This is a genomic window from Kitasatospora sp. NPDC005751, from assembly GCF_040630835.1.
Taxonomy (GTDB): Bacteria; Actinomycetota; Actinomycetes; order Streptomycetales; family Streptomycetaceae; genus Kitasatospora.
On record NZ_JBEXYC010000060.1, the window covers coordinates 20490 to 44296 of the forward strand.

A 23807-nucleotide genomic window follows, 5' to 3' on the forward strand; every position below is an offset into this window, starting at 1 on the left:
CCGCGAGCCCGGGGCCTACACCGGGCCGGGGACCCGGGGCACCAGCGCCCGCAGCTCGGCGGTCAGCGCCCGCGCGACGTCCGGCCGCAGGTCGTACCGGGCCGGGGTGTTCTGCAGCAGCGCGATCCGCCAGCCCGCGCCCGCGTTGACGGCGATCACCGTCTGCAGGGCGTTCAGGCCGGGATCGAGGTCCTCGGCGTCGTCCGGCACCAGACCGGCGACGGCGTCCAGCTCGGCCACCCCCGGGCCGAGCGCCCGGATCCGCCGCACCTTGGCGACGTACTCGGGGGTGGCGTGGTCCGCGAAGATCCGCCCCAGTTCGGCGGCGATCACCGACCGCCCCGCGTACCTCGTTCCGTCGAATCCGACCATCTCCCCGTCCTCGGCGAACGGTCCGGCGCACGCCGCGCCGTCCCGCAGGTTCCACCCGTCCAGGGTCCGGTGGTAGAGCGCCCGCACCGCGCCCTCGTCGGCGTGGGACAGCTCCGGCAGCCGCGTATCGTTCATATCCCCATGGTCGGCGAAGGCGGTGGAGCCGGACAGCGGAGGAGGCGCGGGGCGGTGTCGGACGAGGCGGCGACCGGTGCGCGGGTGCGCCTCTGGCGCCCGGGCTTCCCGCTGGACGTGGCCCGCACCCTGCTACCGCTGCGGCGCGGCCCGGCCGACCCGGCCTACCGGACCACCGGTGACGGCGCGGTCTGGCGGGCCTCCCGCACCCCGGCCGGCATCGGCACGCTGCGGGTACTGGCCAGGCCGGCCGCCGGCGAGGTCGAGGCGCGGGCCTGGGGCCCGGGGGCGGAGTGGCTGCTGGACCGGCTGCCCGCGCTGCTCGGCGCCGAGGACGACCCGGCCGCCCTGGTGCTGCCGCCCGGCCCGCTGCGGGAGGCCCAGCGGCGTGCGGCCGGCGTGCGGCTCACCCGGACCGGGCTGGTGCTGGAGTCACTGGTGCCCGCGATCCTGGAGCAGAAGGTGACCACCGACGAGGCGTACCGGGGCTGGCGGACGCTGCTGCGCGACTTCGGCGCCCCGGCGCCCGGCCCGGCCGAGGGCATGCGGGTGGCGCCGTCGGCCCGCGAGTGGGCGCTCGTCCCCAGCTGGGAGTGGCACCGCGCGGGGGTGGACCCGAAGCGCTCCGCCACCGTGGTGCGCGCCGTCCGGCTGGCCGCCCGGCTGGAGGAGGCCTCGGTGATGGACCACGCCGAGGCGCTCGCCCGGCTGACCTCCGTGCCCGGCATCGGGATCTGGACGGCCGCCGAGACCCTGCAGCGCAGCAACGGCGACCCGGACGCGGTCTCGGTCGGCGACTACCACCTCCCCAACCTGGTCGGCTGGGCCCTGGCCGGCCGCCCCCGCAGCGACGACACCCAGATGCTGGCCCTGCTGGAGCCCTACCGCCCGCACCGCCACCGCCTCTGCCGCCTGCTGCTGAGCACCGGCACCCACGCCCCGCGGTACGGCCCCCGGCTGACCCCCAACGACCACCGGCGGCGGTGAACTACGGCGTAGTTTGGCGGCATGGAAGCAACCATGCGGGAGCTGAACCAGCAGACGGCCAGAGTGATAGGCGCCGTCTAACGCGGAGAGACCGTCACGGTCACCAAGGACGGCCGCCACGTGGCCACGATCGTGCCGCCGGAGCGCGCCGAGCCCGTGTACCCGTTCAGGACCGACCCGATGGGTGACGAGGTGGACGACATGCCGTCGTTCGAGGGCCACCGGGTGTGATCGACAAGTGTGCCGTGGGGCGCTTCGAGGTCCCGGAGGTCGCGTCCCGATTCAGTGCGGCCCGGGTGGTGATGCGCCGTTACCCGGCGTTGGACATCGGGCTGACGGACGCGGTCAACGTCGCGCTGGCGGCCGAGTTCCGGACCGCGGCGGTGCTGACCGTCGATCGCCGGCACTTCCGTGCGATCAGGCCGCTGACGAACCACGAGTCCTTCCGGCTGCTGCCGGACGATCTGGGGCACTGACCCCTACCGCACCTCGATGAAGGCGTCCGCGCCGCGGGCCGGGCGGTCGCGGGGCGGTTCGGCGGGGCGGCCGACCGCGACGGCGCCCATCGGGTCCCAGCCGGCCGGCAGGTCGAGGGCCGCGCGCACGGTGTCGCGGCAGAACATGGTGGACGAGACCCAGGCCGTGCCGTAGCCCTCGCCGGCCAGGGTGACCAGCAGGTTCTGCACGGCGGCGCCGATGGCGACGGTGAACATCTCGCGTTCGGCGGCGGCGCGGCGCGCGTCGGGGTAGTCGTGCGAGCCGTCCATCACCAGGCAGGGGACGACCAGGTAGGGCGCGTCGCGCAGGACGTCGCCGCGGGCGGTGCGCCGGGCGATCAGCGCGTCGTCCCAGCCGTCCAGCTCGCGCAGGTCGCGCTGCCAGGCGGCGAGCATCGCGTCCAGCAGCCGGGTGCGGACCGCGGCCGACTCCAGCAGGACGAACCGCCAGGGCGTGGTGTGGTGCGGGGCGGGCGCGGTGACGGCGGCGGCGACGGCGCGGCGGACGGCGCCCGGGTCGACCGGTTCGGGGGTGAACGCGCGGATGGTGCGGCGCAGGGTGACGGCCTGCCGGACCGCCTCGGAGGTGCCGAGCCGGAACATGTCGTCCGCGGCGGCGCGCACCAGTGGGCGGGTGCCCGCGCCGTCCTCGGCGGTGACCAGGTGGCCGAGGCCCCGGACCACGGCGACCGGGGTGCCGGTGGACTTGCCCTTGACCAGGTCGGCGGCGGCGGCGAGTTCGTCGGCGGTGGCGGTGACGGTCATCGCCAGTTCGTTGCCGTGGCTGTCGGTGCGGCCGCGGTGGTCCTCCAGGACGGGCAGTCCGGCGGCGCCGATCGCGACGTCGGTGAGGCCGTTGCGCCAGGGCCGGCCGAAGGTGTCGGTGACGACGACGGCCAGCCGCAGCCCGGTCAGCTGCTGGAGGCGGGCGCGCAGCGCGCGGGCGGACGCGTCCGGGTCCTCGGGCAGCAGCAGCACGGTGCCGGCGGCGGTGTTGGAGACGTCCACCCCGGCGGCGGCCATCACCAGGCCGTTGCGGTTCTCGACGATCCGGACCGGGCCGCGCCGGGCGACCACCCGGACGGTCTCGGCGTCGATCGCGGCCTCGCGGTCGGCGGCCCGCAGCACCCGGCCCTCGGCCTTGCTGACGATCTTCGAGGTGACGAGCAGGATGTCGCCGTCCTGGTACGTCCCGGCCTTGGCGATCAGCGCGGCAAGGTCGGCGCCGGCGTCGATCTCGGGCAGGCCCGGGACGGGCAGGACGTGCAGGGTCACGCCCGCACCAGCTCGGCGAGCGCCAGCGCGGCCCGGGCCATCTCGGCGGTCGCCGCGACGTCCGTCATCAGCAGCGGCACGGCCCGGCAGGCGATCCCGCCGGCCTCGACCGCGCCGACCGAGGCCTCGTCGGCGGTGTCCAGCAGCCAGCCGTCCAGCAGGTCGGCGCCGTAGTCCAGGGCGACCGCCGCCGCGGTCGCCTCGACGCCGACGGCGGCCAGCACCTTGTCGGCCATGCCGCGGACCGGGGCCCCGCCGATGATCGGGGAGAGCCCGACCACCGGCGCCGCGGCGGCGGCCACCGCGGCCCGGATGCCGGGCACGGCGAGGATGGTGCCGATCGAGACCACCGGGTTGGACGGCGGGAACAGGATGACGTCGGCGGCGGCGATGGCCTCCAGCACACCGGGCGCGGGCTTGGCGGTGTCCGCGCCGACCGGGACGATCGCCTCGGCGTCGACGGCGGCGTGCAGCCGGACCCAGTACTCCTGGAAGTGGATGGCCCGGGTGCCGTCCGCGTCGGTGATCCGCACGTGGGTCTCGACCCGGTCGTCACTCATCGGCAGCAGCCGCACGCCCGGCTGCCAGCGCACGCAGAGCGCCTCGGTGACCTGGCTGAGGGTGTACCCGGCGGTGAGCATCTGGCTGCGGACGAGGTGGGTGGCGAAGTCGCGGTCGCCGAGCCCGAACCACTCGGGCCCGACGCCGTACTCCTTCATCTCGGCCTTGATCGACCAGGTCTCGTCGGTGCGGCCCCAGCCCTGCTCCTCGTTGATGCCGCCGCCGAGGGTGTACATCACGGTGTCGAGGTCGGGGCAGACCTTCAGGCCGTAGAGGTGGATGTCGTCGCCGGTGTTGCCGATGACGGTGATCTCGTCCTGCGGGCCGAGGGCCTCCTTGAGTCCGCGCAGGAAGCGCGCCCCACCGATTCCGCCTGCCAGTGCCACGATGCGCATGCGCCCATCCTGCCACGGCCCGACTGGCCGTCAGCCCGGTCCGCGGGCCGCCGCCCGCCCGTCGTCAGCGGGCCTCGGCCTGCTCCTGCGGGTGCTGCTCGGGGACGGTGGCGCCGCCGCCGTACTGGTTCATCTCGGTCAGCCCGGGCGTGTAGAGGTGGATGGAGACGGCGGGCTCCAGCGCGCCGTTGACCACCTCGTGCAGGTACCCGGAGGAGAACACCCGCTGCCCGCCCGGGCGCAGGGTGCGGGCACCCTCGCCCGCGTGCGTGAGGGAGCGCTCGATCAGCTCGCCCCGGACGACGCTCATCACCCCGGAGGAGACGCCGTGGTCGTGGAAGCCGCTGCTCTGGCCGGGCAGCCAGCTGAGCAGCCAGACCTCGTAGCCGGGGCCGGTCTCCAGCCGGGCGTACCAGCGGGTGAGCGCGTCGTAGCGGACCAGCGGCTCCCAGCGGGCGCGGTCGGCGGCGATCTCGCGGACCAGCCGGGCGTAGCCGGCGACGGTGGTGGGGTGGCCGGGCAGGTCGGTGCGGGCCAGGTGCGGGAAGGCCAGCGGGTCGCCGGCGATGGAGACGTCGCTCAGTCCGTCGGCCCAGCCGCGGGCGGGCCGGGCGGCCGCCGGGGGAGGCGTGGTGGGCGCGAGGCCACGGCGGGTGAGCTTGTTGCGGTCGCGGTTCCGCTTGCGGATGCGGTTCATGCGCACGGGAGTCGTCCTCGGAGTACGGCTGGTTCGACAGGGATCAGCCGGATCCGGGATGTCCTGGGGCGGGAATCGCGGGCGGCCTCTGTGCTTCCTGGGCGGCGCGCGGTGGGACAGCGGGCGCCTAGATACAGGAACAGAGGCGACAACAGGGGTTCACGGCACGGCGGAGCGCGGAACCGCTCCGGGGGCGAGTGAACTCTGACATGTGGGAAAGGAGACCGCATCGAGCGCTCCGGTGTCAACTCATGAGCCGGGGCAATCGGGCGGGATAGGCCATGAACTACCCGATGGGGTGATAAATCACCCTCTAGGTTTCGATGAGAAGATCGCCGGGAAGGCAGGCCGATGACCGACCTGTGACGATGACTGCGCGTCACGTGGTGGAGGGTTGCAAGGGTTCGACGGGATCCGGGCTGTTAGTCCGATGTGTCCAGATATGTACACTATTCGTAACGGCTTGGTGCCGGGGAGTGAATCCTGGCCCCAATACCAGAGCTCGGCTTGACTGGGCCAGAGTGACGCAACTGTAATTTCTCTCGTGTCGTCCGCCGCACGAGGCAACGGCAACCACGGGGACGCCAAATAGGGGCAGAGGAGGCGCGCCACATGAGCGAGCTCTTTGAGCTGTTGATCGGTGACGGCATCGAGGAGGAGGAAGAAGAACTCGGTTGGCAGGAGCGCGCGCTGTGCGCCCAGACCGACCCCGAGTCCTTCTTCCCGGAGAAGGGCGGCTCCACCCGCGAGGCCAAGAAGGTCTGCCTCGCCTGCGAGGTCCGCTCCGAGTGCCTGGAGTACGCCCTCGCCAACGACGAGCGGTTCGGCATCTGGGGCGGCCTCTCCGAGCGCGAGCGCCGTCGGCTCAAGAAGAGCGCGGTCTGACCGGGGCGGCCCCTGGCCCTGCTGACCCTCCGACAACCGCACAGCTCGACGGGCGCCTCACCGCGACGGTGGGGCGCTTCCGTGTTTCCGGGCCCTTGCGCGACCCGGTGCGCACAGCTCCTCCACGGCCCGCGGACGGCGGCGCCATCCGGAGCCGTTAGTGTGGTGCGCCATCCGGTTGCCGTTCACCGGCTGTGTCCACCGAGAACTGGGGCCCGCGCACTCGATGACCGTCTACAGCCACCAGAGCGGCTTCACCGCTGCCAGGCCGCCCGCCTATCCGCGCCACCTGGTCACCGCGGTGATCGTCTCGCACGACGGGGCCCGCTGGCTGCCACAGGCCCTCGCCGGCCTGCTCGGCCAGGACCGCCAGGTCCAGCGGGTGCTCGCCGTCGACACCGGCTCCACCGACAGCTCCCCGCAGTTGCTCGCCGACACCCTCGCCGACTGGCTCCCGGAGAGCGGCCCGATCGTCCTCGGCCGCCGGGCCGGCTTCGGCACCGCCGTCGGCGAGGCCGTCTTCAACAGCCCGCCGCTGCGCCCCGAGGACCTCCCCTACCGGCTCGACCCGTCCGGCTACGACCCGGTCACCGGCGGCTGGGACGACTTCGGCGACCCGCTCGGCCACGAGGACGACCTCGGCCGCGGCGGCCCCAGGGAGACCCAGCCGGTCGAGTGGCTCTGGCTGCTGCACGACGACTGCGAGCCGCAGACCGACGCGCTGCGCCGCCTCCTCCAGGTCGCCGACTCCACCCCCAGCGCCGCCGTCGTCGGCCCCAAGCTGCGCAGCTGGTACGACCGCCGCCAGCTGCTGGAGGTGGGCGTCACCATCGCCCGCTCCGGCCGCCGCTGGACCGGCCTCGACCGCCGCGAGCAGGACCAGGGCCAGCACGACCAGGTCCGCCCGGTGCTCGCCGTCTCCACCGCCGGCATGCTGGTCCGCCGCGACGTCTTCGAGGAGCTCGGCGGCTTCGACCGGGCGCTGCCGCTGATGCGCGACGACACCGACTTCTGCTGGCGGGTCAACGCCGCCGGCCACCGCGTCGTGGTCGCCCCCGACGCCGTGCTGCGGCACGCCGAGGCGGCCAGCCGCGAGCGCCGCGCGATCGACTGCGGCCCCTCCCACCCGCACCGGCTGGACAAGGCCGGCGCCGTCTACACCCTGCTCGCCAACTCCAAGGGCGCGCTCTTCCCGTACGTCCTGCTGCGGCTGGTGCTCGGCACCCTGCTGCGGGTGGTCACCAACCTGCTCGGCAAGGACCCGAAGCAGGCCTTCGACGAACTCGCCGGTCTCGGCCACGAACTGCTCCGGCTGCCCCGGCTGCTGGCGGCCCGCAAACGCCGGGCCCGGCTGCGGGCCGCCGACGCCCTGGACGACCGCTCGCTCTTCCCGGCGCCCGGAGCCACCGCCCGGCTCGCCGTCGAGGGCGTGATCGGCTCGCTCGGCATAGGGGGCGGCGACGACTCCGGGGCCGGCCGGCACGGTTCGGTCGAGGCCGGCCCGGGCGACGAGGACTCCGAGGACCTGGTCGTCGAACAGTTCACGCTGATCAAGAAGCTGGCCCGTCGCCCGGCGCCGGTCCTGTTCGCCGCGCTGCTGGTCTTCGCGCTGGTCGCCTGCCGCGCCCTGTTCGGCGCCGGCGCCCTGTTCGGCGGCGCGCTGCTGCCCGCCACCGGCGGCGCCGGCGGCCTCTGGTCGATGTACGCGGACGCCTGGCACCCCGTCGGCACCGGCTCCACCGCGGCGGCGCCGCCGTACCTCGCGGTGCTGTCGGTGCTCTCCTGGGCGCTGTTCGACCACGCCGACCTCGCGGTCACCCTGCTGGTCGTCCTCGCCGTGCCGCTCGCCGCCGTCAGCGCCTACCTGGTCTCCCGGCCGCTGCTCGACTCCAAGCTGGTCCGTGCCTGGGCCAGCGCCACCTACGCCCTGCTGCCCGCGGCCACCGGCGCGCTCGCCCAGGGCCGGATCGGCACCGCCGTCCTCGCCGTCCTGCTGCCGCCGCTGGCCCGCGCGGCCGCGATCTCCGCCGGCCTCGGCATCCGCGCCGAGAGCGCCGCCAAGGGCGCCCGGCCCGGCTGGCGCCCGGTCTGGATGACGGTCCTGCTGCTCACCCTCGCCACCGCCTTCGTGCCGCTGGCGTGGGCGCTGGCCGTGCCGCTGTGCCTGGCCATGCTCGCCGCCGCCGTGGTGCGCGGCGGGGCGTTCGGCTCCGGCGGGGCCGCGCTGCGGCTGCTCGGGCTGCGCGTGCTGGTGATCCTCGGCGCGCCGGTGCTGGTGCTCGCGCCCTGGTCGCTGCAGGTGCTCTCGCACCCCCAGCTGCTGCTGCTGGAGGCCGGTCTGCCCGGTCTGCACGGCGGCGGCGCGAACGCCGTCGGCCTGCTGCTGGTCAACCCGGGCGGCGCCGGAGTGCCGCCGGTCTGGCTGTCGGCGGGCGTGGTGCTCGCCGCGCTGGCCGCGCTGCTGCGCGCCGACCGCCGCCGCGCGGTGCTCGCCGCCTGGGGCGCCGCCGGCGCCGGCCTGATCTTCGCGGTCGCGGTGGCGGGCACCTCGGTGACCCCCGCCTCCGGCGGCCCGGCCGTGCCCGCGTGGGCCGGCCCGGCCTCGCTGCTCGCCGGCATCGCCCTGCTGGCCGCCGCCGCGATCGGCGCCGACGGCGCCAACGCCCGGGTGGCCGGCATCGCCTTCGGCTGGCGCCAGCCGGTCGCCGCCCTGGTGGTGGCCGCCGCGGTGCTCGCCCCGCTCGGCACCGGCGTCTGGTGGGCCGTCACCGGGGCCGACGGCCCGCTGCACCGGGCCCCGGCCGCCCAGGTGCCCGCGTTCATCGCCGAGGAGGCCGGTACCAGCGACCGGGCCCGCACCCTGGTCGTCACCGGCGACCCGAAGGGCGGCTCGGTCCGCTACACCCTGGTGCGCGGCGCCGGGGTGACGCTCGGCCAGGCCGAGTCCACCGTGGACCCGGCCACCGGCACCACCGAGCGCCTCGACAAGGTGGTCGGCAGCCTGCTGGCCGGCTCCGGAGCCGACCAGGCCGAGGCGCTGTCCGACTACGGCATCGCCTACGTGCTGGTCGACCAGCCGGCGATCGGCGCCTTCAAGGACGTCCTGGACACCACCCCGGGCCTGGTCAAGGCCAACCAGGACGGCGGCACCGCGCTCTGGCAGGTCAACGGCACGCCCGCGACCCGCGCCCTGATCACCGCCCCCGGCACCACCCCCGTGGCGGTGCCGTCCGGCGAGCGCGACCTCGACACCGCCGTTCCGGCCGGTCCCGAGGGCCGGGTGCTGCGCCTCGCCGAGGCGGCCGGCCCCGAGTGGAAGGCGACCCTCGACGGCACCGCGCTGGAGGCCACCACCGTCGACGGCTGGGCGCAGGGCTTCAAGCTCCCGGCCGCCGCCGGCAAGCTGGTGGTCACCCGTGAGGGCGGCCTGCTGCACACCGGCTGGATCTGGGCCCAGCTGCTGCTCGGCCTGACCGTCCTGGTGCTGGCGCTGCCCGGCCGCCGCAACCACAAGGACGACGACCTGCCCGAGGAGGTCGTCGCCGCCGCCGCGCTGGCGGCCGCCGCCCAGGCGCAGGCGCCCGCCCCCGGCAGCCGCCGGGCCCGCCGGATGGCCGAACGCGGCGAGGGCGGCGAAGGCGGCGACGGGGACGGCGAGGGCGGCGTGTACGAGGGCCGGCCGGGCGCGATCCCGCCGCAGCCCGCGGGCGAACCGCCGGTCGAGGCGGTCCAGGCGGCCGCGGCCGTCCAGGAGGCCGAGCAGTACGCCGACCCGTACCAGACGTACCAGCAGGCCGACCCGTACAGCTACGGCTCCTACCCGGCCCAGCAGCCGACCGCCGCGCCGTACGGCGGCGGCCAGGAGTACGGCGGCGACGGGTACCAGCAGCAGGCCTACCCGCAGGGCGGCCAGCAGGGCTACGACCCGTACCAGCAGGACCAGCAGGACCAGCAGTACGGCGGCTACGACCCCTACCAGCAGGACGGGCAGCAGCCGTGGGTGCCGGGGCAGCCGCAGGGCGAGCCCTACTACGACCCGAACGATCCGAATGACCCCAACAACCCCAACAACCCCAACAACCCCAACAACCCCAACGGGCCGGGCCGGTACCCGCACCACCACGGATCGGGGAGCTGACCCGCGATGAAGAAGCCCGCCTTCCCGAAGAAGTCCAAGGGCCGGACCGGCTCCGGGGCACCGGACGAGGCCGCGTTCGCCGCGGCCGGCCCCGCGGGGTCGTCCGGAGGGACGAAGACGACCCAGTCGCTGCTGGCCGCCGCCGCGGTGCTCGCCGTGGTGTTCGGGGTCGCCCAGGTGCGCCCGCCGGCCACCGCGGCCGGCCCGGACCAGGGCGGCGCCGCGACCTCGGCGCAGGTCGAGCGGACCGCCCTGGTCTGCCCGCAGCCGCTCCAGGGCCTGACCGGCTCGACCACCCTCACCGCCTACACCCCGCCCGGCACCGGCACCGGCACCGGTGGCGACGCGGCCGCCGGAGTCGGCTGGGTCGCCGACGCGGCGGCGCCCGCCACCGCGCCCTCGGCCCCCGCCGCCCCGGCGCCCTCCGCTCCCGCACCGTCCGCGCCGACGGCCGCCGCCTCCACCGCGCCGGTCGCGGCCAAGGACACCGCGCCCGGCGACGCCCGGCTGAACCTGACCAAGCCGGGCGCCCCCGTGGTCGCCCCCGCCGCCAACAGCGACAACGCCCCCGGGACCGGCGCGGTCGCCACCGGCGCCCTCGCGCCCGGCTTCACCGTGACCCAGACCACCACCGTCACCGAGCAGCGCGGCCAGGGCCTCTCCGGCCTCACCTGCACCCCGGCCGGTACCAGCTTCTGGTTCGCCGGCGCCAGCACCGCGGGCGACCGGGTCGACTACGTCAGCCTGGTCAACACCGAGGCCACCGCGGCCGTGGTCGACATCAAGCTGTACGGCGACAAGGGCCTGATCGAGAACGACGCCGCCAACGGCATCACCGTCGCCCCCGGCAGCTCGCAGTCGGTCCTGCTGCCCACCATCAGCAAGGGCCAGGTCGCCGACCTGGCGGTGCACGTCGTCGCCCGCAGCGGCCGGGTCGGCGCCGCCGTGCACGCCGCCGACGGCAGCAAGGGCGCCGACTGGGTGCCCGCTTCGGCCGCCCCGGCGCCCGTCCAGGTGCTCCCGGGCCTGCCCGCCGACACCGCCAACGCCCACCTGGTGGTCTGGGCGCCGCCGGAGGACGACGCGGACCTGAAGATCCAGCTCTCCGGCAAGAACGGCCTGTTCACCCCGGCCGGCAACGAGTCGATCCACGTCAAGGCGGGCATGGTGGCCGCCGTCGACCTCGGCAAGGTCACCCGGGACGAGGTGGCCGGCCTGCGCCTGTCACCCACGGACGACAAGCACCCCACCCCGGTGGTGGCCGGCCTGCGGATCGACCGGGTGGGCCAGAACGGCAAGTCCGACGCCGCCTGGCTGACCGGAACCGCCCCGGTCGGCGCCCGCGCCACGGTGGCCGACAACCGCGGCGGCGGCCCGACCACGCTCTTCCTCACCTCCACCGGTGAGGCCGCCAAGGTCAAGGTCACCGCCTCGGCCGGCAGCGGCGGGGGCACCCCGGTCAGCAAGGACGTCGAGCTGCCCGCCGGCGGCACGGTCGCCGTCCCGGCGCCCGAGCCCACCGGTCTGAACGGCGCCTTCGCGCTGACCGTGGAGACCGTCTCCGGCGGCCCCGTCGTCGCCGCCCGGATGCTGGCGATCCCGACCAAGGACGTCCCGATGTTCACCGTCCAGGCGCTCCGCGACGACCGCAGCAGCGTCAAGGTCCCGCGGGCCGCCCAGGACCCGGCGGTCGTGCTCCGCTGACCCGACGACGGAGGGGCGGTACCCGGCACCGGGTACCGCCCCTCCGTCGTCGGGTCATTCCTCGTCGTAGCGCGGGTCGATGGCGTCCGGCGACAGCCCCAGCAGCTCCGCCACCTGCTCGATCAGGATCTCGTGCACCAGGGCGGCGCGGTCCTCCCGCGACTTCGCCCGGATCTCCACCGGCCGGCGGTACACCACGATCTGGCTCTTGCGCCCCTGCCGGCCCGGCGACACCTGCCCCAGCGGCACGCCGTCGTCCGTGTCCGGCCCCTGCGCCTCGCGCAGCGGGACCTCCTGGACGGCGAACTCCACTTCGATCAGCTGTGGCCAACGCCGTTCGAGACGCTCCACCGACTCGCGCACGTAGTCGTCGAACAACTCGGAGCGGGTGAGCGAGATCGGCACCTGCGGAGGCGCCAGCGGGCCGCGCAGACCCCTGCCGTGCCGGTCGCGGTGGCGCGGGCGGCGCGAAGGTCCCGTCGATGACTGCGGTGCAGAGCTGTCCATATCACTGCCGAGGGTAGTCCTTGGACGGTCGGAAGTGGACCACCTCGACAGCGAACGGCCAGGGCGGCGGGTGCACGGACGGGCGCGCGGAGCACGACACGGCACGCCCTCCGGACAGGCGGTCTTCGCTCCCCGGCGAGGAGTGCGGTACCGTCCACCCTCGTGAGCTCTGTACGTCGTTGTTCGCGGACCGCGTGCGGCCGACCGGCCGTCGCGACGCTGACGTACGTCTACGCGGACTCCACCGCCGTCCTCGGCCCGCTCGCCACCTACGCCGAGCCGCACTGCTACGACCTGTGCGCCGAGCACGCCGAGCGCCTCACCGCCCCGCGCGGCTGGGAGGTCGTCCGGCTCGCCGCCGAGGCCGGCCCGCTGCGCCGCAGCAGCGACGACCTCGAAGCGCTCGCCAACGCCGTCCGCGAGGCCGCCCGCCCGCAGACCCCCCGTCAGGGCCGAGGCCCCGACGGCGAGTCCACCGAGGCCGGCCGCCGCGGCCACCTGCGCGTGCTGCGCTCGCCCGACAACTGACGGCCCGCCCCGCCCGCACCGGGCGAGGAGCGGCCACCCGGCCCCGGTACGCTGCCCGTCTACCGCCCGCCCGACGGCGCGGTGCCCCGACGTATCGTGACCCGGGGGCGGCCGGCCGCCCCGGGAAGCACACCGATCAGACAGAGACCAGGGTGGAGCCGCAGTGCGCGACCTCAAGCAGCTCGTGAAGGCGTACGACGTTCGAGGCGTCGTCCCGGACCAGTGGGACGAGAGCCTCGCGCGGGCCTTCGGCGCCGCGTTCGTGCAGGTCACCGGAGCGTCCTCGATCGTCACCGGCCACGACATGCGGCCGTCCTCCCCGTCGCTGAGCCGGGCCTTCGCCGAGGGCGCCGCCGCCTACGGCGCCGACGTGGTCGAGATCGGCCTCTGCTCGACCGACCAGCTGTACTACGCCAGCGGCAAGCTCGACCTGCCCGGCGCGATGTTCACCGCCAGCCACAACCCGGCGCAGTACAACGGCATCAAGCTCTGCCGGGCCGGCGCCGCGCCGGTCGGCCAGGACACCGGCCTCGCCGACATCCGCGAGCTGGTCGAGTCCTGGACCGGCGAGGACGACACGGTCACCGTGCCCGTGCGGGACGTCAAGCCCGGCGCGCTGTCCGCCCAGGACACCCTGCGCGGCTACGCCGACCACCTGCTCGGCCTGGTCGACCTGACCGCGATCCGTCCGCTCAAGGTCGCCGTCGACGCCGGCAACGGGATGGGCGGCCACACCGTGCCGACCGTCTTCGACGGCCTGCCGATCGAGCTCGTCCCGATGTACTTCGAGCTGGACGGCACCTTCCCCAACCACGAGGCCAACCCGCTCGACCCGAAGAACCTCGTCGACCTGCAGGCCAAGGTCCGCGAGGTCGGCGCCGACCTCGGGCTCGCCTTCGACGGCGACGCCGACCGCTGCTTCGTGGTCGACGAGCGCGGCGAGCCGGTCTCCCCGTCCGCCATCACCGCCCTGGTCGCGGTCCGCGAGATCGCCCGGGCCAAGGCGGCCGGCGAGGACGAGCCGACCGTCATCCACAACCTGATCACCTCCTGGACCGTCCCCGAGGTGGTCCGCGAGCTCGGCGGCAAGCCGGTCCGCACCCGGGTCGGCCACTCCTTCATCAAGCAGGAGATGGCCGTCACCGACGCGGTCTTCGGCGGCGAGCACTCCGCGCACTACTACTTCCGCGACTTCTGGCGCGCCGACACCGGCATGCTGGCCGCGCTCCACGTGCTGGCCGCCCTCGGCGGGCAGGACGGCACGCTCTCCGCGCTCACCGCCGAGTACGACCGCTACGCCGCCTCCGGCGAGATCAACAGCACCGTCGCCGACCAGGCCGACCGCTCCGCCGCCGTCCGCGCCGCGTACGCCGGCCTGGAGGGCACCACCGTGGACGAGCTGGACGGCCTCACCGTCGCCGGGCCGGACTGGTGGTTCAACCTGCGCGCCTCCAACACCGAGCCGCTGCTGCGCCTCAACGTCGAGGCCAAGGACCCGGCGCGGATGGCGAAGCTGCGCGACGGCGTGCTCGCCATCGTCCGCGGCTGACACCCGCCCGACGCACGCCCCCAGCGGGCGTCCCGAGGCGTGCGCCCGACGCACGCGCCTGACGCACGCCGCCTGTGCCCCGGCCGGTAGGGTTTCCTCCTGGCCGGGGCACCGCCGTGCCACCCCCGAGATCTGGAGCCCGACACCCCATGAAGCTCGAATCCTTCCTGCTGGAGATCCTGGTCTGCCCGCAGTGCCGGGCCGCGCTCACCGAAGGCGGCAGCGAGGAGCACCCCGAGCTGCTCTGCACCGGTGAGGGCTGCGGCCTCGCCTACCCCGTCCGGGACGGCATTCCGGTCCTGCTGGTGGACGAGGCCCGCCGCCCGGCCTGATCCTTGGGGCCAAGACCCGCAGGGGGCACGGACCCGTACCCGCCCCCGCTACCCCCAGCGCCCTGCCAGCAGCCGGAGGCCCGCCGCATGCTCGACGACACCCTGCTCGACGACCCGGCCGCCCTCCAGCGCGCCGACCGCGACCGCGCGCTGCTGGCCCTGGCCGGCGCCGGCGCACGGGTCCGCACCGCCCTGCGGCTCGCCGACGCGGCCGGCCTGGACCGGCTGCGCCCCGACGGCCGACCGCGCGCCGTGCTGGTGGCGGGCCACGGCAGCGCGCTGACGGCGGGCGAGATCCTCGCCGCGCTGGCCGGCACCGCCAGCCTGATCGCGCCGCTGCCGCCCACCGACGCGGCGGCGCCGCCGCGCACCGACCGGGCCAGCGCGCCGCCGGTGTTCGCCGACGGGCTGGCCTGGCAGCTCCCGGGCTGGGCCGGACCGCTCGACCTGCTGGTGATCAGCTCCGCCGACGGCGGCGAGCAGGGCCTGGTCGCCCTCGCCGAACAGGCCTACGCGCGCGGCTGCGCCATCGTCGTCACCGCCCCCGCCGGCAGCCGGCTGGCCGAGGCCGCCCTCCAGGTCCGCGCGCTGCCGCTGCCCTACGTGCCGTCCAACCTGCCCGACGACGGCACGCCCCCGGCCGGCCCGGGGGCCGAGCCCGACCTCCCGGCCGAGGACCCGGCCGCGCTCTGGGCCCACCTCGCCCCGCTGCTGGCGCTGGCCCAGAAGCTCGGCGTCACCCAGCTGCCCTACGACGCGCCGGCCGCCACCGCGGACCTGCTGGACGAGGCCGCCGTGCGCTGCCGGCCGGACGCGGCCGCGTACACCAACCCCGCCAAGAGCCTGGCCGCCCGGCTGGCCGGTACCGTGCCGCTGCTCTGGGCCGAGGGGCCGGTGGCCGGCGCGGCCGCCGCCCGGTTCACCACCCAGCTCGCCGAGCGGGCCGGCCGCCCGGCGCCGGCCGGCCTGCTGCCGCAGGTGCTGACCGCGCACCGCGGCATGTTCGCCGGCCAGCTCGGCGCGGGGGCCGACCCCGACGACTTCTTCCGCGACCGGGTCGACGAGCCCGACCCGCTGCACCTCCAGGTGCTGGTGCTGCGGCACCTCCCGGGCACGCCGGCCCCCGGCGAGGAGGACCGGGGCCCGGCCGAGGTCCCGGCCGACGACGAGCGTCCGCGCAGCTACCCGGTCACCCGGGGGCAGCGGCTGGCCGCCGCCCACGACGTCCGGCTCACCGAGTACGCCACCACCCGGCCCGACCCGCTGCACGCGCTGGCCGACCTGATCGCGCTGACCGACTTCGCCGCCGTCTACCTGGGGCTCGCGGCGCAGTCCTGAGCCCGCGGCGCGGCGCCCTCCCGGGCCGGGGCCGGGGCGCCGTCCCGACCCCGCGGCGCGGCGGGCCCGGTACCGTATGCGCTCGACGGACTCGGCCGGGGCGCGACCCGGCCGAGGCAGCACCCGACAGAGCAGAGCGCGGGCCGCCCGAGCGGCCCCCGGCGGAGGGATCCACACCGGCATGAGCACCGAAGGCGGTACCAAGGCCCTGGTCGCGGCCCTGGCGGCGAACCTGGGCATCGCGGTCAGCAAGTTCGTGGCCTTCGCGTTCTCCGGCTCCTCCTCGATGCTGGCCGAGGGCGTCCACTCGCTGGCCGACTCGGGCAACCAGGTGCTGCTGCTGGTCGGCGGCAAGCGCTCGCAGCGGGCGGCCACCCAGGAGCACCCGTTCGGCTACGGGCGCGAGCGCTACATCTACGCGTTCCTGGTCTCCATCGTGCTGTTCAGCGTCGGTGGCATGTTCGCCGTCTACGAGGGCTACGAGAAGATCGCCCACCCGCACGAGCTGGACAACTGGTACTGGCCGATCGGCGTGCTGGTGCTGGCGGTCGGGCTGGAGGCGTGGTCCTTCTTCACCGCCTACCGCGAAGCCGTCAAGGACAAGGGCGCGCACGGCTGGCCCGCCTACATCCGCCGGGCCAAGGCGCCGGAGCTGCCGGTCGTCCTGCTGGAGGACACCGGCGCGCTGATCGGTCTGGTGCTGGCGCTCTTCGGCGTCGGCCTGACCGTGATCACCGGGGACGGCGTCTGGGACGGTATCGGCACCCTGGCGATCGGCCTGCTGCTGATCGTGATCGCCCTCGTGCTGGCGTCGGAGACCAGGTCGCTGCTGATCGGCGAGTCCGCCCACCCGGAGGTGGTGGCCGAGATCCGCGACGCGCTGGTCGACCACGACTCCGTCACCCGCGTGATCCACATGCGGACCCTGCACCTCGGCCCGGAGGAACTGCTGGTCGCCGCCAAGATCGCGGTCAACGCGGAGGACTCCGCCGCGCAGGTGGCGCAGGCCATCGACGCCGCCGAGATCCGCGTCCGCCGGGCCGTCCCGATCGCCCGGGCGATCTACCTGGAGCCCGACGTGTACAGCGCCGAGAAGGAGGCGCAGGGCGACGACCCGTACGCCACGCCCGGTGGACCGGTGCCCGGCGCGCACTGAGCACCCGCACCCCCGGGGCGGCGGTGCGCGGGCTGAAAAACGGTCATAGCGAGCCGCCGTCCGGGCCCGCCGGTGTAGATTCGTCACCAGAGCCAGAACGTCGCTGCTGATGGCGGTCGATCGGTGGTCCGTCCCCTGGGGGCGCGTACCGGTCGAGGGAGAGAGGTCCTCCGACGGTTTGTGCTGAGCAGCAGGGAACCGGTCCCGCCGCGGATCCGGTGGCCCCGGCGTTGCCGCGCACCCGTGCGTCCCCGCCGTGCCGCGACGCACACCCAGGACCTTTGGCCTTGCCCCATCCCCATCAGCGAGGAGCAGACGCATGTCGACCGACATCACCGGTGACTTCAAGGTCGCCGACCTTTCCCTGGCGCCGTTCGGCCGCAAGGAGATCCAGCTGGCCGAGCACGAGATGCCCGGCCTGATGACGATCCGCGCCGAGTACGCCGCCTCGCAGCCGCTCGCCGGCGCCCGCATCACCGGCTCGCTGCACATGACCGTGCAGACCGCCGTGCTGATCGAGACCCTCACCGCCCTCGGTGCCGAGGTCCGCTGGTGCTCCTGCAACATCTTCTCCACCCAGGACCACGCCGCCGCCGCCATCGCGGTCGGCCCGGAGGGCACCCCCGAGAACCCGCAGGGTGTGCCGGTCTTCGCCTGGAAGGGCGAGACGCTGGACGAGTACTGGTGGTGCACCGAGCAGGCGCTGACCTGGCCGAACGGCCAGACCCCGAACATGATCCTGGACGACGGCGGCGACGCCACCCTGCTGATCCACAAGGGTGTCGAGTTCGAGAAGGCCGGCTCCGCGCCGGACCCGTCGACCGCGGACAACGACGAGTTCCGGATCATCCTGGAGCTGCTCAACCGCACCCTGGTCGAGACCCCGAACAAGTGGACCGAGGTCGCCGCCACCATCAAGGGCGTGACCGAGGAGACCACCACCGGTGTCCACCGCCTGTACGAGATGCACCGCGACGGCAAGCTGCTGTTCCCGGCGATCAACGTCAACGACTCGGTCACCAAGTCGAAGTTCGACAACAAGTACGGCTGCCGCCACTCGCTGATCGACGGCATCAACCGTGCCACCGACGTGCTGATCGGCGGCAAGGTCGCCGTCGTCGCCGGCTACGGCGACGTGGGCAAGGGCTGCGCCGAGTCGCTGCGCGGCCAGGGCGCCCGCGTCATCGTCACCGAGATCGACCCGATCTGCGCGCTCCAGGCGGCGATGGACGGCTACCAGGTCGCGACCCTGGACGACGTCGTGGAGACGGCCGACATCTTCATCACGACGACCGGCAACAAGGACATCATCATGGCCTCGCACATGGCCCGGATGAAGCACCAGGCCATCGTCGGCAACATCGGCCACTTCGACAACGAGATCGACATGGCCGGCCTGGCCCAGCTGCCGGGTGTCGTGAAGACCGAGGTCAAGCCGCAGGTCCACGAGTGGCGCAAGGAGGACGGCCGCACCATCATCGTCCTCTCCGAGGGCCGCCTGCTGAACCTGGGCAACGCGACCGGCCACCCGTCGTTCGTGATGTCCAACTCCTTCGCCAACCAGACGATCGCGCAGATCGAGCTGTTCACGAAGACCGAGCAGTACCCGATCGGCGTCTACGTGCTGCCGAAGCACCTGGACGAGAAGGTCGCCCGTCTGCACCTCGACGCGCTGGGCGTGAAGCTGACCACCCTGACCAAGGACCAGGCCGACTACATCGGCGTCCCGGTCGAGGGCCCGTACAAGGCGGACCAGTACCGCTACTGATCAGGTGACACGGCCGTGGCCGGCGCCCCTTCGCGGAGTGCCGGCCACGGCCGCGTCCGGGCCCGGTCAGCGCAGGACGTCGACCGTCCAGGCGCCCTCGTCGGCACCCACGGACCTGATCTTCGCCAGCAGCCCGGGGAGCCCGCCGATCGCCTCCAGCGCCGGGTTCGCCCCGGAGCGGGTCGACACGCAGATCCGCACGCCCTTGTCCACCTCGCACTCGCGCGGGTCGGCGCCCGGCGGAGCCACCGCGGGCTCGGCGGTCTCCGGCTGGACCATGACGTCGACCGAGAGCTTCTCGGCGGTGAGCGCCAGGCTGACCCGCCAGGGCTCGTCGATGACGGCCGAGGGCCGCAGCAACGACACCGCCGACACCTTGAACGCCGCCGGAAGCCCCGTCAGGTAGACCGGCAGCGGGAGGTCGGTCCGCCCGAAGCGGGCCCCGGCCGCGATCCGCAGCAGCGTCTCCTCCGGCTTGGCCTCCTTCGGCGCGTAGGCGTCCAGCTGCGCCCACCGGCCCGAGGCCGTCTCCCAGGACAGGGTCACCGGGTCGACCGGCAGCGGGTTCTCGGAGACCAGCCAGTGGGCCGAACGCCCGTCGACCGGGGGAGCCGGCACCGTGTGCCGGCCGACGTGCGCGGGCTCGGCGTTCCCCGGCGCGAGCGACAGCGAGAGGTTCGGCGTGGACTGCCCCTTCGTCCACACCTTGGCGGACGTGTGCTCGGCGCCCAGCGCGTCGGCGTAGCCGTAGCCGATGCCGCCCGCCGCGTTCAGCGAGTCCGGCAGCCAGCCGAACCGCGCCTCGGTGAAGAAGGGGTCGGTGCCCGTGCGCGCGGCGGACGAGACCTGGGGGGAGCTCGCGGCGACGAGCGTGCCCGGCGCCTCCGGCGTGGCGGTCCCGCCGGCCGGCCGGGTCAGCAGCGAACCGCCCAGGACCGCCGCCGCCGTCACCGCCGCCGCCGCGCCCCACGCGGCCCCGCGCCGGCGGCGAAGCCGCGACCGGCCGCGGACGACGGCCCAGGCGGTGTCGACGGCGGACGGCGGGGCGGGCTCGTCGGCCAGCGAGCTCAACCGCCCCGTGAGGTTCTGGTACTCGTTGTTCGTCATGACGTCCTCTCTGCGGTGGCGGGGCGGGCGGCGAGGGAGACGCGGAGCGCCTCCAGACCGCGCGAGGTCTGGCTCTTGACGTTGCCGGACGAGCAGCCCAGCACCTCGGCGGCCTGGTCGATCGTCAGGTCGCAGTAGTACCGGAGCACCACGGTGGCCCGCTGCCGCGGCGGCAGCGCGGCCAGCGCCTCGCGCAGGTCGAGGGAGGCGTCGAGGTCGACGCCCACGCTCGCCGTGTCGGGCGCCGTGCCGTTGCGCGTCGTCCGCCGCCACCAGGGTGACCGCTGCTCGGCGAGGAACGTGTTGACCAGCACCTTGCGGGCGTAGCCGTCGACGTTCTCGACCCGTCCGGCCCGTGGCCAGTTCACGTAGAGCTTGGTGATGCTCTCCTGGACCAGGTCGTCCGCGCGGTGCCAGTCCCCGCACAGCAAGTAGGCGACCTTGCGCAGCCAGCCGCTCCTGGACGCCACGTACTCGGTGAACTCCGCTTCGCGTGCCGTCTTCGCCATCCCTGCCCCCCTTCCGTAGTACCGACGGCGCCGAACCGCGCCGTCCACCCCCTAATGCGGGCACCCCCGCCGAACGTTGCATGCCGGACGGCCGTGATCGTCCACGTAGGCTCTCGGGCATGCCCAATGGCCGGTACTCGCTCCACGACACCCATGACCACGTCCTGCTCGGCGAGGAGCGGTTCAGCTGCGCGCCCGGTCCGGCCGGCTGGCGGTACGTCTCCAAGACGTACGGGCCGGAGGGCCGGGTTCTCGGCACCCTCGACCTCACGCTGGACTCCCGGGCCCGGCCGCTGCGGACGGAGCTGAAGGCGGGCGGCTGGCAGGTCCGCGGCGGGGCGGTCGACGGGGTGGCCTGGGTGCGCACCGACCCGGCCGACCCGGCCGGGGAGCATGCGGTGGAGGGGCACGACCGGGCCCACGGCTTCGCCGGGCGCTCGCCGGCCTTCCTGGTCGCCACCGCCCGGCTGCTGCGGCTGCGGGAGGGGGCGAGCGCCAAGGTGCGGCTGGTCGCGTTCACCGATCCGGTGCTGGCGCCGCGCACCTTCGACCAGGGCTGGCTGCTGGAGGCGGTGGAGACGCACGCGACGGACTCGGGGCCGCTGCTGGTCGAGCGCTACCAGGTGGCGGACCTGGAGACGGGCGAGCAGCAGGTGGTGCACCTGGCGGGGGACGTGGTGCTGGCCGCGGCGGGGGTGGAGCTGGAGGAGTTGGAGTCGCCGCCGAACGCCTGGCCGGTCGAGTTCGACGGCCGGTAGCGGGCGGTCGCCCGGGTTGTCCCGCGGGTCAGGCGGGCGGGGCGAATCCGGTGCCGGGGGCCGGCTGCGGGGCGGGGGCCGGCTGGGGCTGGGGTCGGGCCTGGGGCTGGGCTTGTACCGGGGGTGTCGTGGGCATCGCGGGTGCGGGTGCGGCCGGTGCCGTGGGCGGCTGGACGTGGGGCCGCGGCTGGTGCTGAAGTCCGTAGCCCTGGGCCCTGGTCCACTCCCGCCGCTGGCGCTCGGTCAGCACCGCGCCGAGGTACGCCGCCGGGTGCAGCCCGTACGGGACGGGGTGGCCGGTGCGCGCGGCGAGGTCGTCGGCGAGCCGGGCGGACATCCGGTGCGCCACCGCCGGGTCCAGCTCGCCGATCCGGCCGAGCAGCTGGCGGATCGCCAGCCAGAGCGGCTCCGGCACGGCGGAGAGGTCCAGGGCGACCAGCTCGCCGCCGATCGCCTGCAGCAGCTGCGGGTGCACCGGCGGCAGCGCGTTCGCCGCACCGCCGCCCCCGGGCACCCGCTCGCGGACCACCAGGGTCCCCGCGAAGACGTCGCCCAGCCGCTTGCCGTCGGCCGAGACCGCCGAACAGATCGCCGCCGGCACCCCGCTCAGCACGATGATCTCGAAGAAGCCGACCAGCCCGCGCACCAGCGAGTGCCGGAACCGCACCGGTCCGCCGTCGCTGCGCACCACCCGCAGGCCCAGCGCGGCCTTTCCGAGAGAGCGCCCCCGGGTGAGGGTCTCGACCATGACGGGCAGGCCGACCAGGAAGAACACCATCAGCCCGAGCAGGATGGCGGCGAGGGCCGCACCGTCGAGGTCGACCAGGGCGAAGCTCAGTACCAGGGACGTCACCACCAGTGCGGCGCCCTGTACGAGCAGGTCCAGCCCGGTCGCCAGCGCCCGGCTCGGAAGCTTCGCCGTGCGCAGGCCGAGGACGACCGCCTCGCCCGTCACCAGGTCGCTCAAGACACCCGTCCGTTCCCGTCGGTGGTTCATGGTCCGCGGTCCGCGGGGAGGGAAGGCCGTCGGATCGGCCCCCACGACCCCGTGATCTGCAGTCGTCAACATACGGGGCCGCGGACCCGCTCGGGAAGGGAGGTCCCGGCGGCCCGGGTGGCCGCCGCCCCTGGCATGCTGGGCCCACTTGTCCGCACCCCGCCTGCCCGCGCGCCCCGCGCCGACCATGGAGCTGCCGCATGGACCTGGACGTCTTCGTCGCCACCCACCAGGGGGAGTGGGCACGGCTGGACGCCCTCGCCAAGAACCGCCGGCTCACCGGCGAGGAGGCGGACGAGCTGGTCACCCTCTACCAGCGCGTCACCGGTCACCTGGCCAAGGTGCAGGCCGCCGCGCCCGACCCCACCCTGGAGGGCCGGCTCACCAGCCTGGTCTCGCGGGCCCGCGACGCCGTCACGGGCACTCGCACCAGCGGCTGGCGGGACGTCGCGCGCTACTACAGCGTGAGCTTCCCGGCCGCGCTCTACCGCTCGCGCCGCTGGTGGCTGCCGGTGGCCGTGCTCTCGCTGCTCGCCACCGCCGTGATCGCGTGGTGGGTCGCGACCCACCCGGAGGTCCGGAACAGCCTGGCCACGCCGGACACGCTCCGGGAGATGACCAGGCCCGGCGGCGAGTACGAGGCGTACTACTCGGACCGCCCGGCGAGCTCGTTCGCGGCCCAGGTCTGGACGAACAACGCCTGGATCGCCGTGCAGTGCCTGCTGTTCGGGATCGCGCTGGGCATTCCGGTGCTCTTCGTGCTGTGGAGCAACGTCCTCAACCTCGGCCTCGGGGTCGGGCTGATGGCCTCGGCCGGCCGGCTCGATGTCTTCCTCGGTCTGCTCATTCCGCACGGTCTGCTGGAGCTCACCGCCGTCTTCGTGGCCGGCGGGCTGGGCCTGCGCCTGGGCTGGACCATCATCGACCCCGGCCCGCGGACCCGGGGGACGGCCCTGGCGGAACAGGGCCGGTCCATCATCGGCATGGCCATCGGCCTCGCGACGGTGCTGGGGGTCTCCGGTGTCCTGGAAGCCTTCGTCACTCCCTCCGGCCTGCCCACCTGGGCCCGCATCACGATCGGTGCGCTGGCCGAGGTCGCATTCCTGTTCTACGCCCTCGTCCTGGGCCGGAAGGCCGCGGCGAATGGCGAGACCGGTGATCTGGACGCGGCCGATCGGGCGGACCTTCAGCCCGTCGCGGCCTGAGCCGATGTGATCGACATGCCGCTGACCTGCTACTCTTCTCGCATCCCGGTCAAACCATTGACGTGGCAAGAGCGGGCTAGTAGGTTTCAACGGTTGGGACTGGTTGGACAACATCCGGTCCGAGGCGTTAGTGTCTACGACACCGCCGAATCAGGGCGATCGCATTTCACGAAGTGCGCGCCCTTTGACGAGGTAAACCCCGGAACTGAGCACACCGAAAGCTTTGATAAGCTTCGGAGCGAAGTCGAGGGAAATCCCCCCAGCGGGAATTCAGATAAACAAGCGCCGGTAAGAACGGCCGCGAGGATCTGATAAGCTGGGAACACGAAAGAACGAAGCGCCCGGAGGGCCCGCTGGAAGGCGGTCCGAAGGAAGTGTCCGTTCCTTGAGAACTCAACAGCGTGCCA

At 74.4% G+C, this 23807-nt stretch carries 20 protein-coding genes and 1 pseudogene; 13 read left to right on the forward strand and 8 right to left on the reverse strand.

Going from position 1 to position 23807, the window contains the following annotated elements:
• Positions 1-15: 15 nt before the first annotated feature.
• Entirely contained in the window at positions 16-507 is a 492-nt protein-coding gene (locus ABZ497_RS31485) for an SgcJ/EcaC family oxidoreductase (protein ID WP_359810194.1), read from the reverse strand.
• 54 nt (positions 508-561) lie between these two features.
• Here ABZ497_RS31485 and ABZ497_RS31490 point away from each other — a divergent pair, with 54 nt between their 5' ends.
• On the forward strand, positions 562-1494 hold the full coding sequence (locus ABZ497_RS31490) for a DNA-3-methyladenine glycosylase 2 family protein (RefSeq protein ID WP_359810197.1): 933 nt from the start codon (positions 562-564) through the stop codon (positions 1492-1494).
• Between the two features lie 287 nt (positions 1495-1781).
• Positions 1782-1970, forward strand: a pseudogene (locus tag ABZ497_RS31495) (VapC toxin family PIN domain ribonuclease); the annotation flags it as partial.
• A 3-nt stretch (positions 1971-1973) separates the two neighbouring features.
• Here the strand turns inward: ABZ497_RS31495 and ABZ497_RS31500 are convergent.
• The 3 genes from ABZ497_RS31500 to ABZ497_RS31510 form a co-directional block, all read right to left on the reverse strand.
• Positions 1974-3266, reverse strand: coding sequence for a coenzyme F420-0:L-glutamate ligase (locus ABZ497_RS31500; protein WP_359810200.1), 1293 nt, complete (start codon positions 3264-3266; stop codon positions 1974-1976).
• Entirely contained in the window at positions 3263-4222 is a 960-nt protein-coding gene (gene cofD, locus ABZ497_RS31505) for a 2-phospho-L-lactate transferase (RefSeq protein WP_359810203.1), read from the reverse strand. Before cofD ends, ABZ497_RS31500 begins: the two co-directional genes overlap by 4 nt.
• 64 nt (positions 4223-4286) lie before the next feature.
• The gene (locus ABZ497_RS31510; protein ID WP_352289044.1) at positions 4287-4925 is read right to left on the reverse strand and encodes a cysteine dioxygenase family protein; all 639 of its coding nucleotides are present in this window, start codon (positions 4923-4925) and stop codon (positions 4287-4289) included.
• A gap of 606 nt (positions 4926-5531) precedes the next feature.
• Between ABZ497_RS31510 and ABZ497_RS31515 the strand changes: the two genes are divergently transcribed.
• The 3 genes from ABZ497_RS31515 (at position 5532) to ABZ497_RS31525 (ending at position 11646) form a co-directional block, all read left to right on the forward strand.
• On the forward strand, positions 5532-5804 hold the full coding sequence (locus ABZ497_RS31515) for a WhiB family transcriptional regulator (RefSeq protein WP_148644569.1): 273 nt from the start codon (positions 5532-5534) through the stop codon (positions 5802-5804).
• A gap of 226 nt (positions 5805-6030) precedes the next feature.
• Complete coding sequence (locus ABZ497_RS31520; protein WP_359810207.1) at positions 6031-9942, forward strand: glycosyltransferase family 2 protein; 3912 nt, start codon at positions 6031-6033, stop codon at positions 9940-9942.
• Between the two features lie 6 nt (positions 9943-9948).
• Positions 9949-11646, forward strand: a complete 1698-nt coding sequence (locus ABZ497_RS31525; RefSeq protein WP_359810210.1) for a DUF5719 family protein — start codon at positions 9949-9951, stop codon at positions 11644-11646.
• A gap of 54 nt (positions 11647-11700) precedes the next feature.
• On the opposite strand, the gene ABZ497_RS31530 is transcribed toward ABZ497_RS31525, so the two are convergent.
• Positions 11701-12153 (reverse strand): metallopeptidase family protein, encoded by a 453-nt coding sequence (locus ABZ497_RS31530; RefSeq protein ID WP_359810213.1) that lies wholly within the window; start codon positions 12151-12153, stop codon positions 11701-11703.
• Positions 12154-12315: 162 nt separating this feature from the next.
• Between ABZ497_RS31530 and ABZ497_RS31535 the strand changes: the two genes are divergently transcribed.
• The 6 genes from ABZ497_RS31535 (at position 12316) to ahcY (ending at position 18824) form a co-directional block, all read left to right on the forward strand.
• Positions 12316-12681 carry a DUF3499 domain-containing protein gene (locus ABZ497_RS31535; RefSeq protein WP_329487920.1) on the forward strand — a complete coding sequence of 122 codons (366 nt, stop codon included), beginning with the start codon at positions 12316-12318 and terminating at the stop codon, positions 12679-12681.
• A 163-nt stretch (positions 12682-12844) separates the two neighbouring features.
• Entirely contained in the window at positions 12845-14230 is a 1386-nt protein-coding gene (locus ABZ497_RS31540) for a phosphomannomutase/phosphoglucomutase (RefSeq protein ID WP_359810216.1), read from the forward strand.
• 149 nt (positions 14231-14379) lie between these two features.
• On the forward strand, positions 14380-14562 hold the full coding sequence (locus tag ABZ497_RS31545; protein ID WP_329487918.1) for a Trm112 family protein: 183 nt from the start codon (positions 14380-14382) through the stop codon (positions 14560-14562).
• A gap of 87 nt (positions 14563-14649) precedes the next feature.
• Positions 14650-15900, forward strand: coding sequence for an SIS domain-containing protein (locus ABZ497_RS31550; protein WP_329487917.1), 1251 nt, complete (start codon positions 14650-14652; stop codon positions 15898-15900).
• A gap of 181 nt (positions 15901-16081) precedes the next feature.
• A complete protein-coding gene (locus tag ABZ497_RS31555) occupies positions 16082-17056 on the forward strand; it encodes a cation diffusion facilitator family transporter (protein WP_359810220.1) in 975 nt (324 codons plus the stop codon).
• A gap of 319 nt (positions 17057-17375) precedes the next feature.
• The gene (gene ahcY, locus ABZ497_RS31560; RefSeq protein ID WP_329487915.1) at positions 17376-18824 is read left to right on the forward strand and encodes an adenosylhomocysteinase; all 1449 of its coding nucleotides are present in this window, start codon (positions 17376-17378) and stop codon (positions 18822-18824) included.
• Between the two features lie 66 nt (positions 18825-18890).
• Here the strand turns inward: ahcY and ABZ497_RS31565 are convergent, their stop codons facing one another.
• Entirely contained in the window at positions 18891-19931 is a 1041-nt protein-coding gene (locus tag ABZ497_RS31565; RefSeq protein WP_359810224.1) for a hypothetical protein, read from the reverse strand.
• Complete coding sequence (locus ABZ497_RS31570; RefSeq protein ID WP_359810227.1) at positions 19928-20440, reverse strand: SigE family RNA polymerase sigma factor; 513 nt, start codon at positions 20438-20440, stop codon at positions 19928-19930. The genes ABZ497_RS31565 and ABZ497_RS31570 overlap by 4 nt, the downstream gene beginning before the upstream one ends.
• Positions 20441-20559: 119 nt before the next feature.
• Here ABZ497_RS31570 and ABZ497_RS31575 point away from each other — a divergent pair, with 119 nt between their 5' ends.
• Positions 20560-21198, forward strand: a complete 639-nt coding sequence (locus tag ABZ497_RS31575) for a hypothetical protein (protein ID WP_359810230.1) — start codon at positions 20560-20562, stop codon at positions 21196-21198.
• Positions 21199-21226: 28 nt separating this feature from the next.
• Here the strand turns inward: ABZ497_RS31575 and ABZ497_RS31580 are convergent, their stop codons facing one another.
• Positions 21227-22165 (reverse strand): RDD family protein, encoded by a 939-nt coding sequence (locus tag ABZ497_RS31580; RefSeq protein ID WP_359810233.1) that lies wholly within the window; start codon positions 22163-22165, stop codon positions 21227-21229.
• A 230-nt stretch (positions 22166-22395) separates the two neighbouring features.
• Here ABZ497_RS31580 and ABZ497_RS31585 point away from each other — a divergent pair, with 230 nt between their 5' ends.
• Positions 22396-23400, forward strand: coding sequence for a stage II sporulation protein M (locus ABZ497_RS31585; protein WP_359810236.1), 1005 nt, complete (start codon positions 22396-22398; stop codon positions 23398-23400).
• Positions 23401-23807 lie beyond the last annotated feature (407 nt).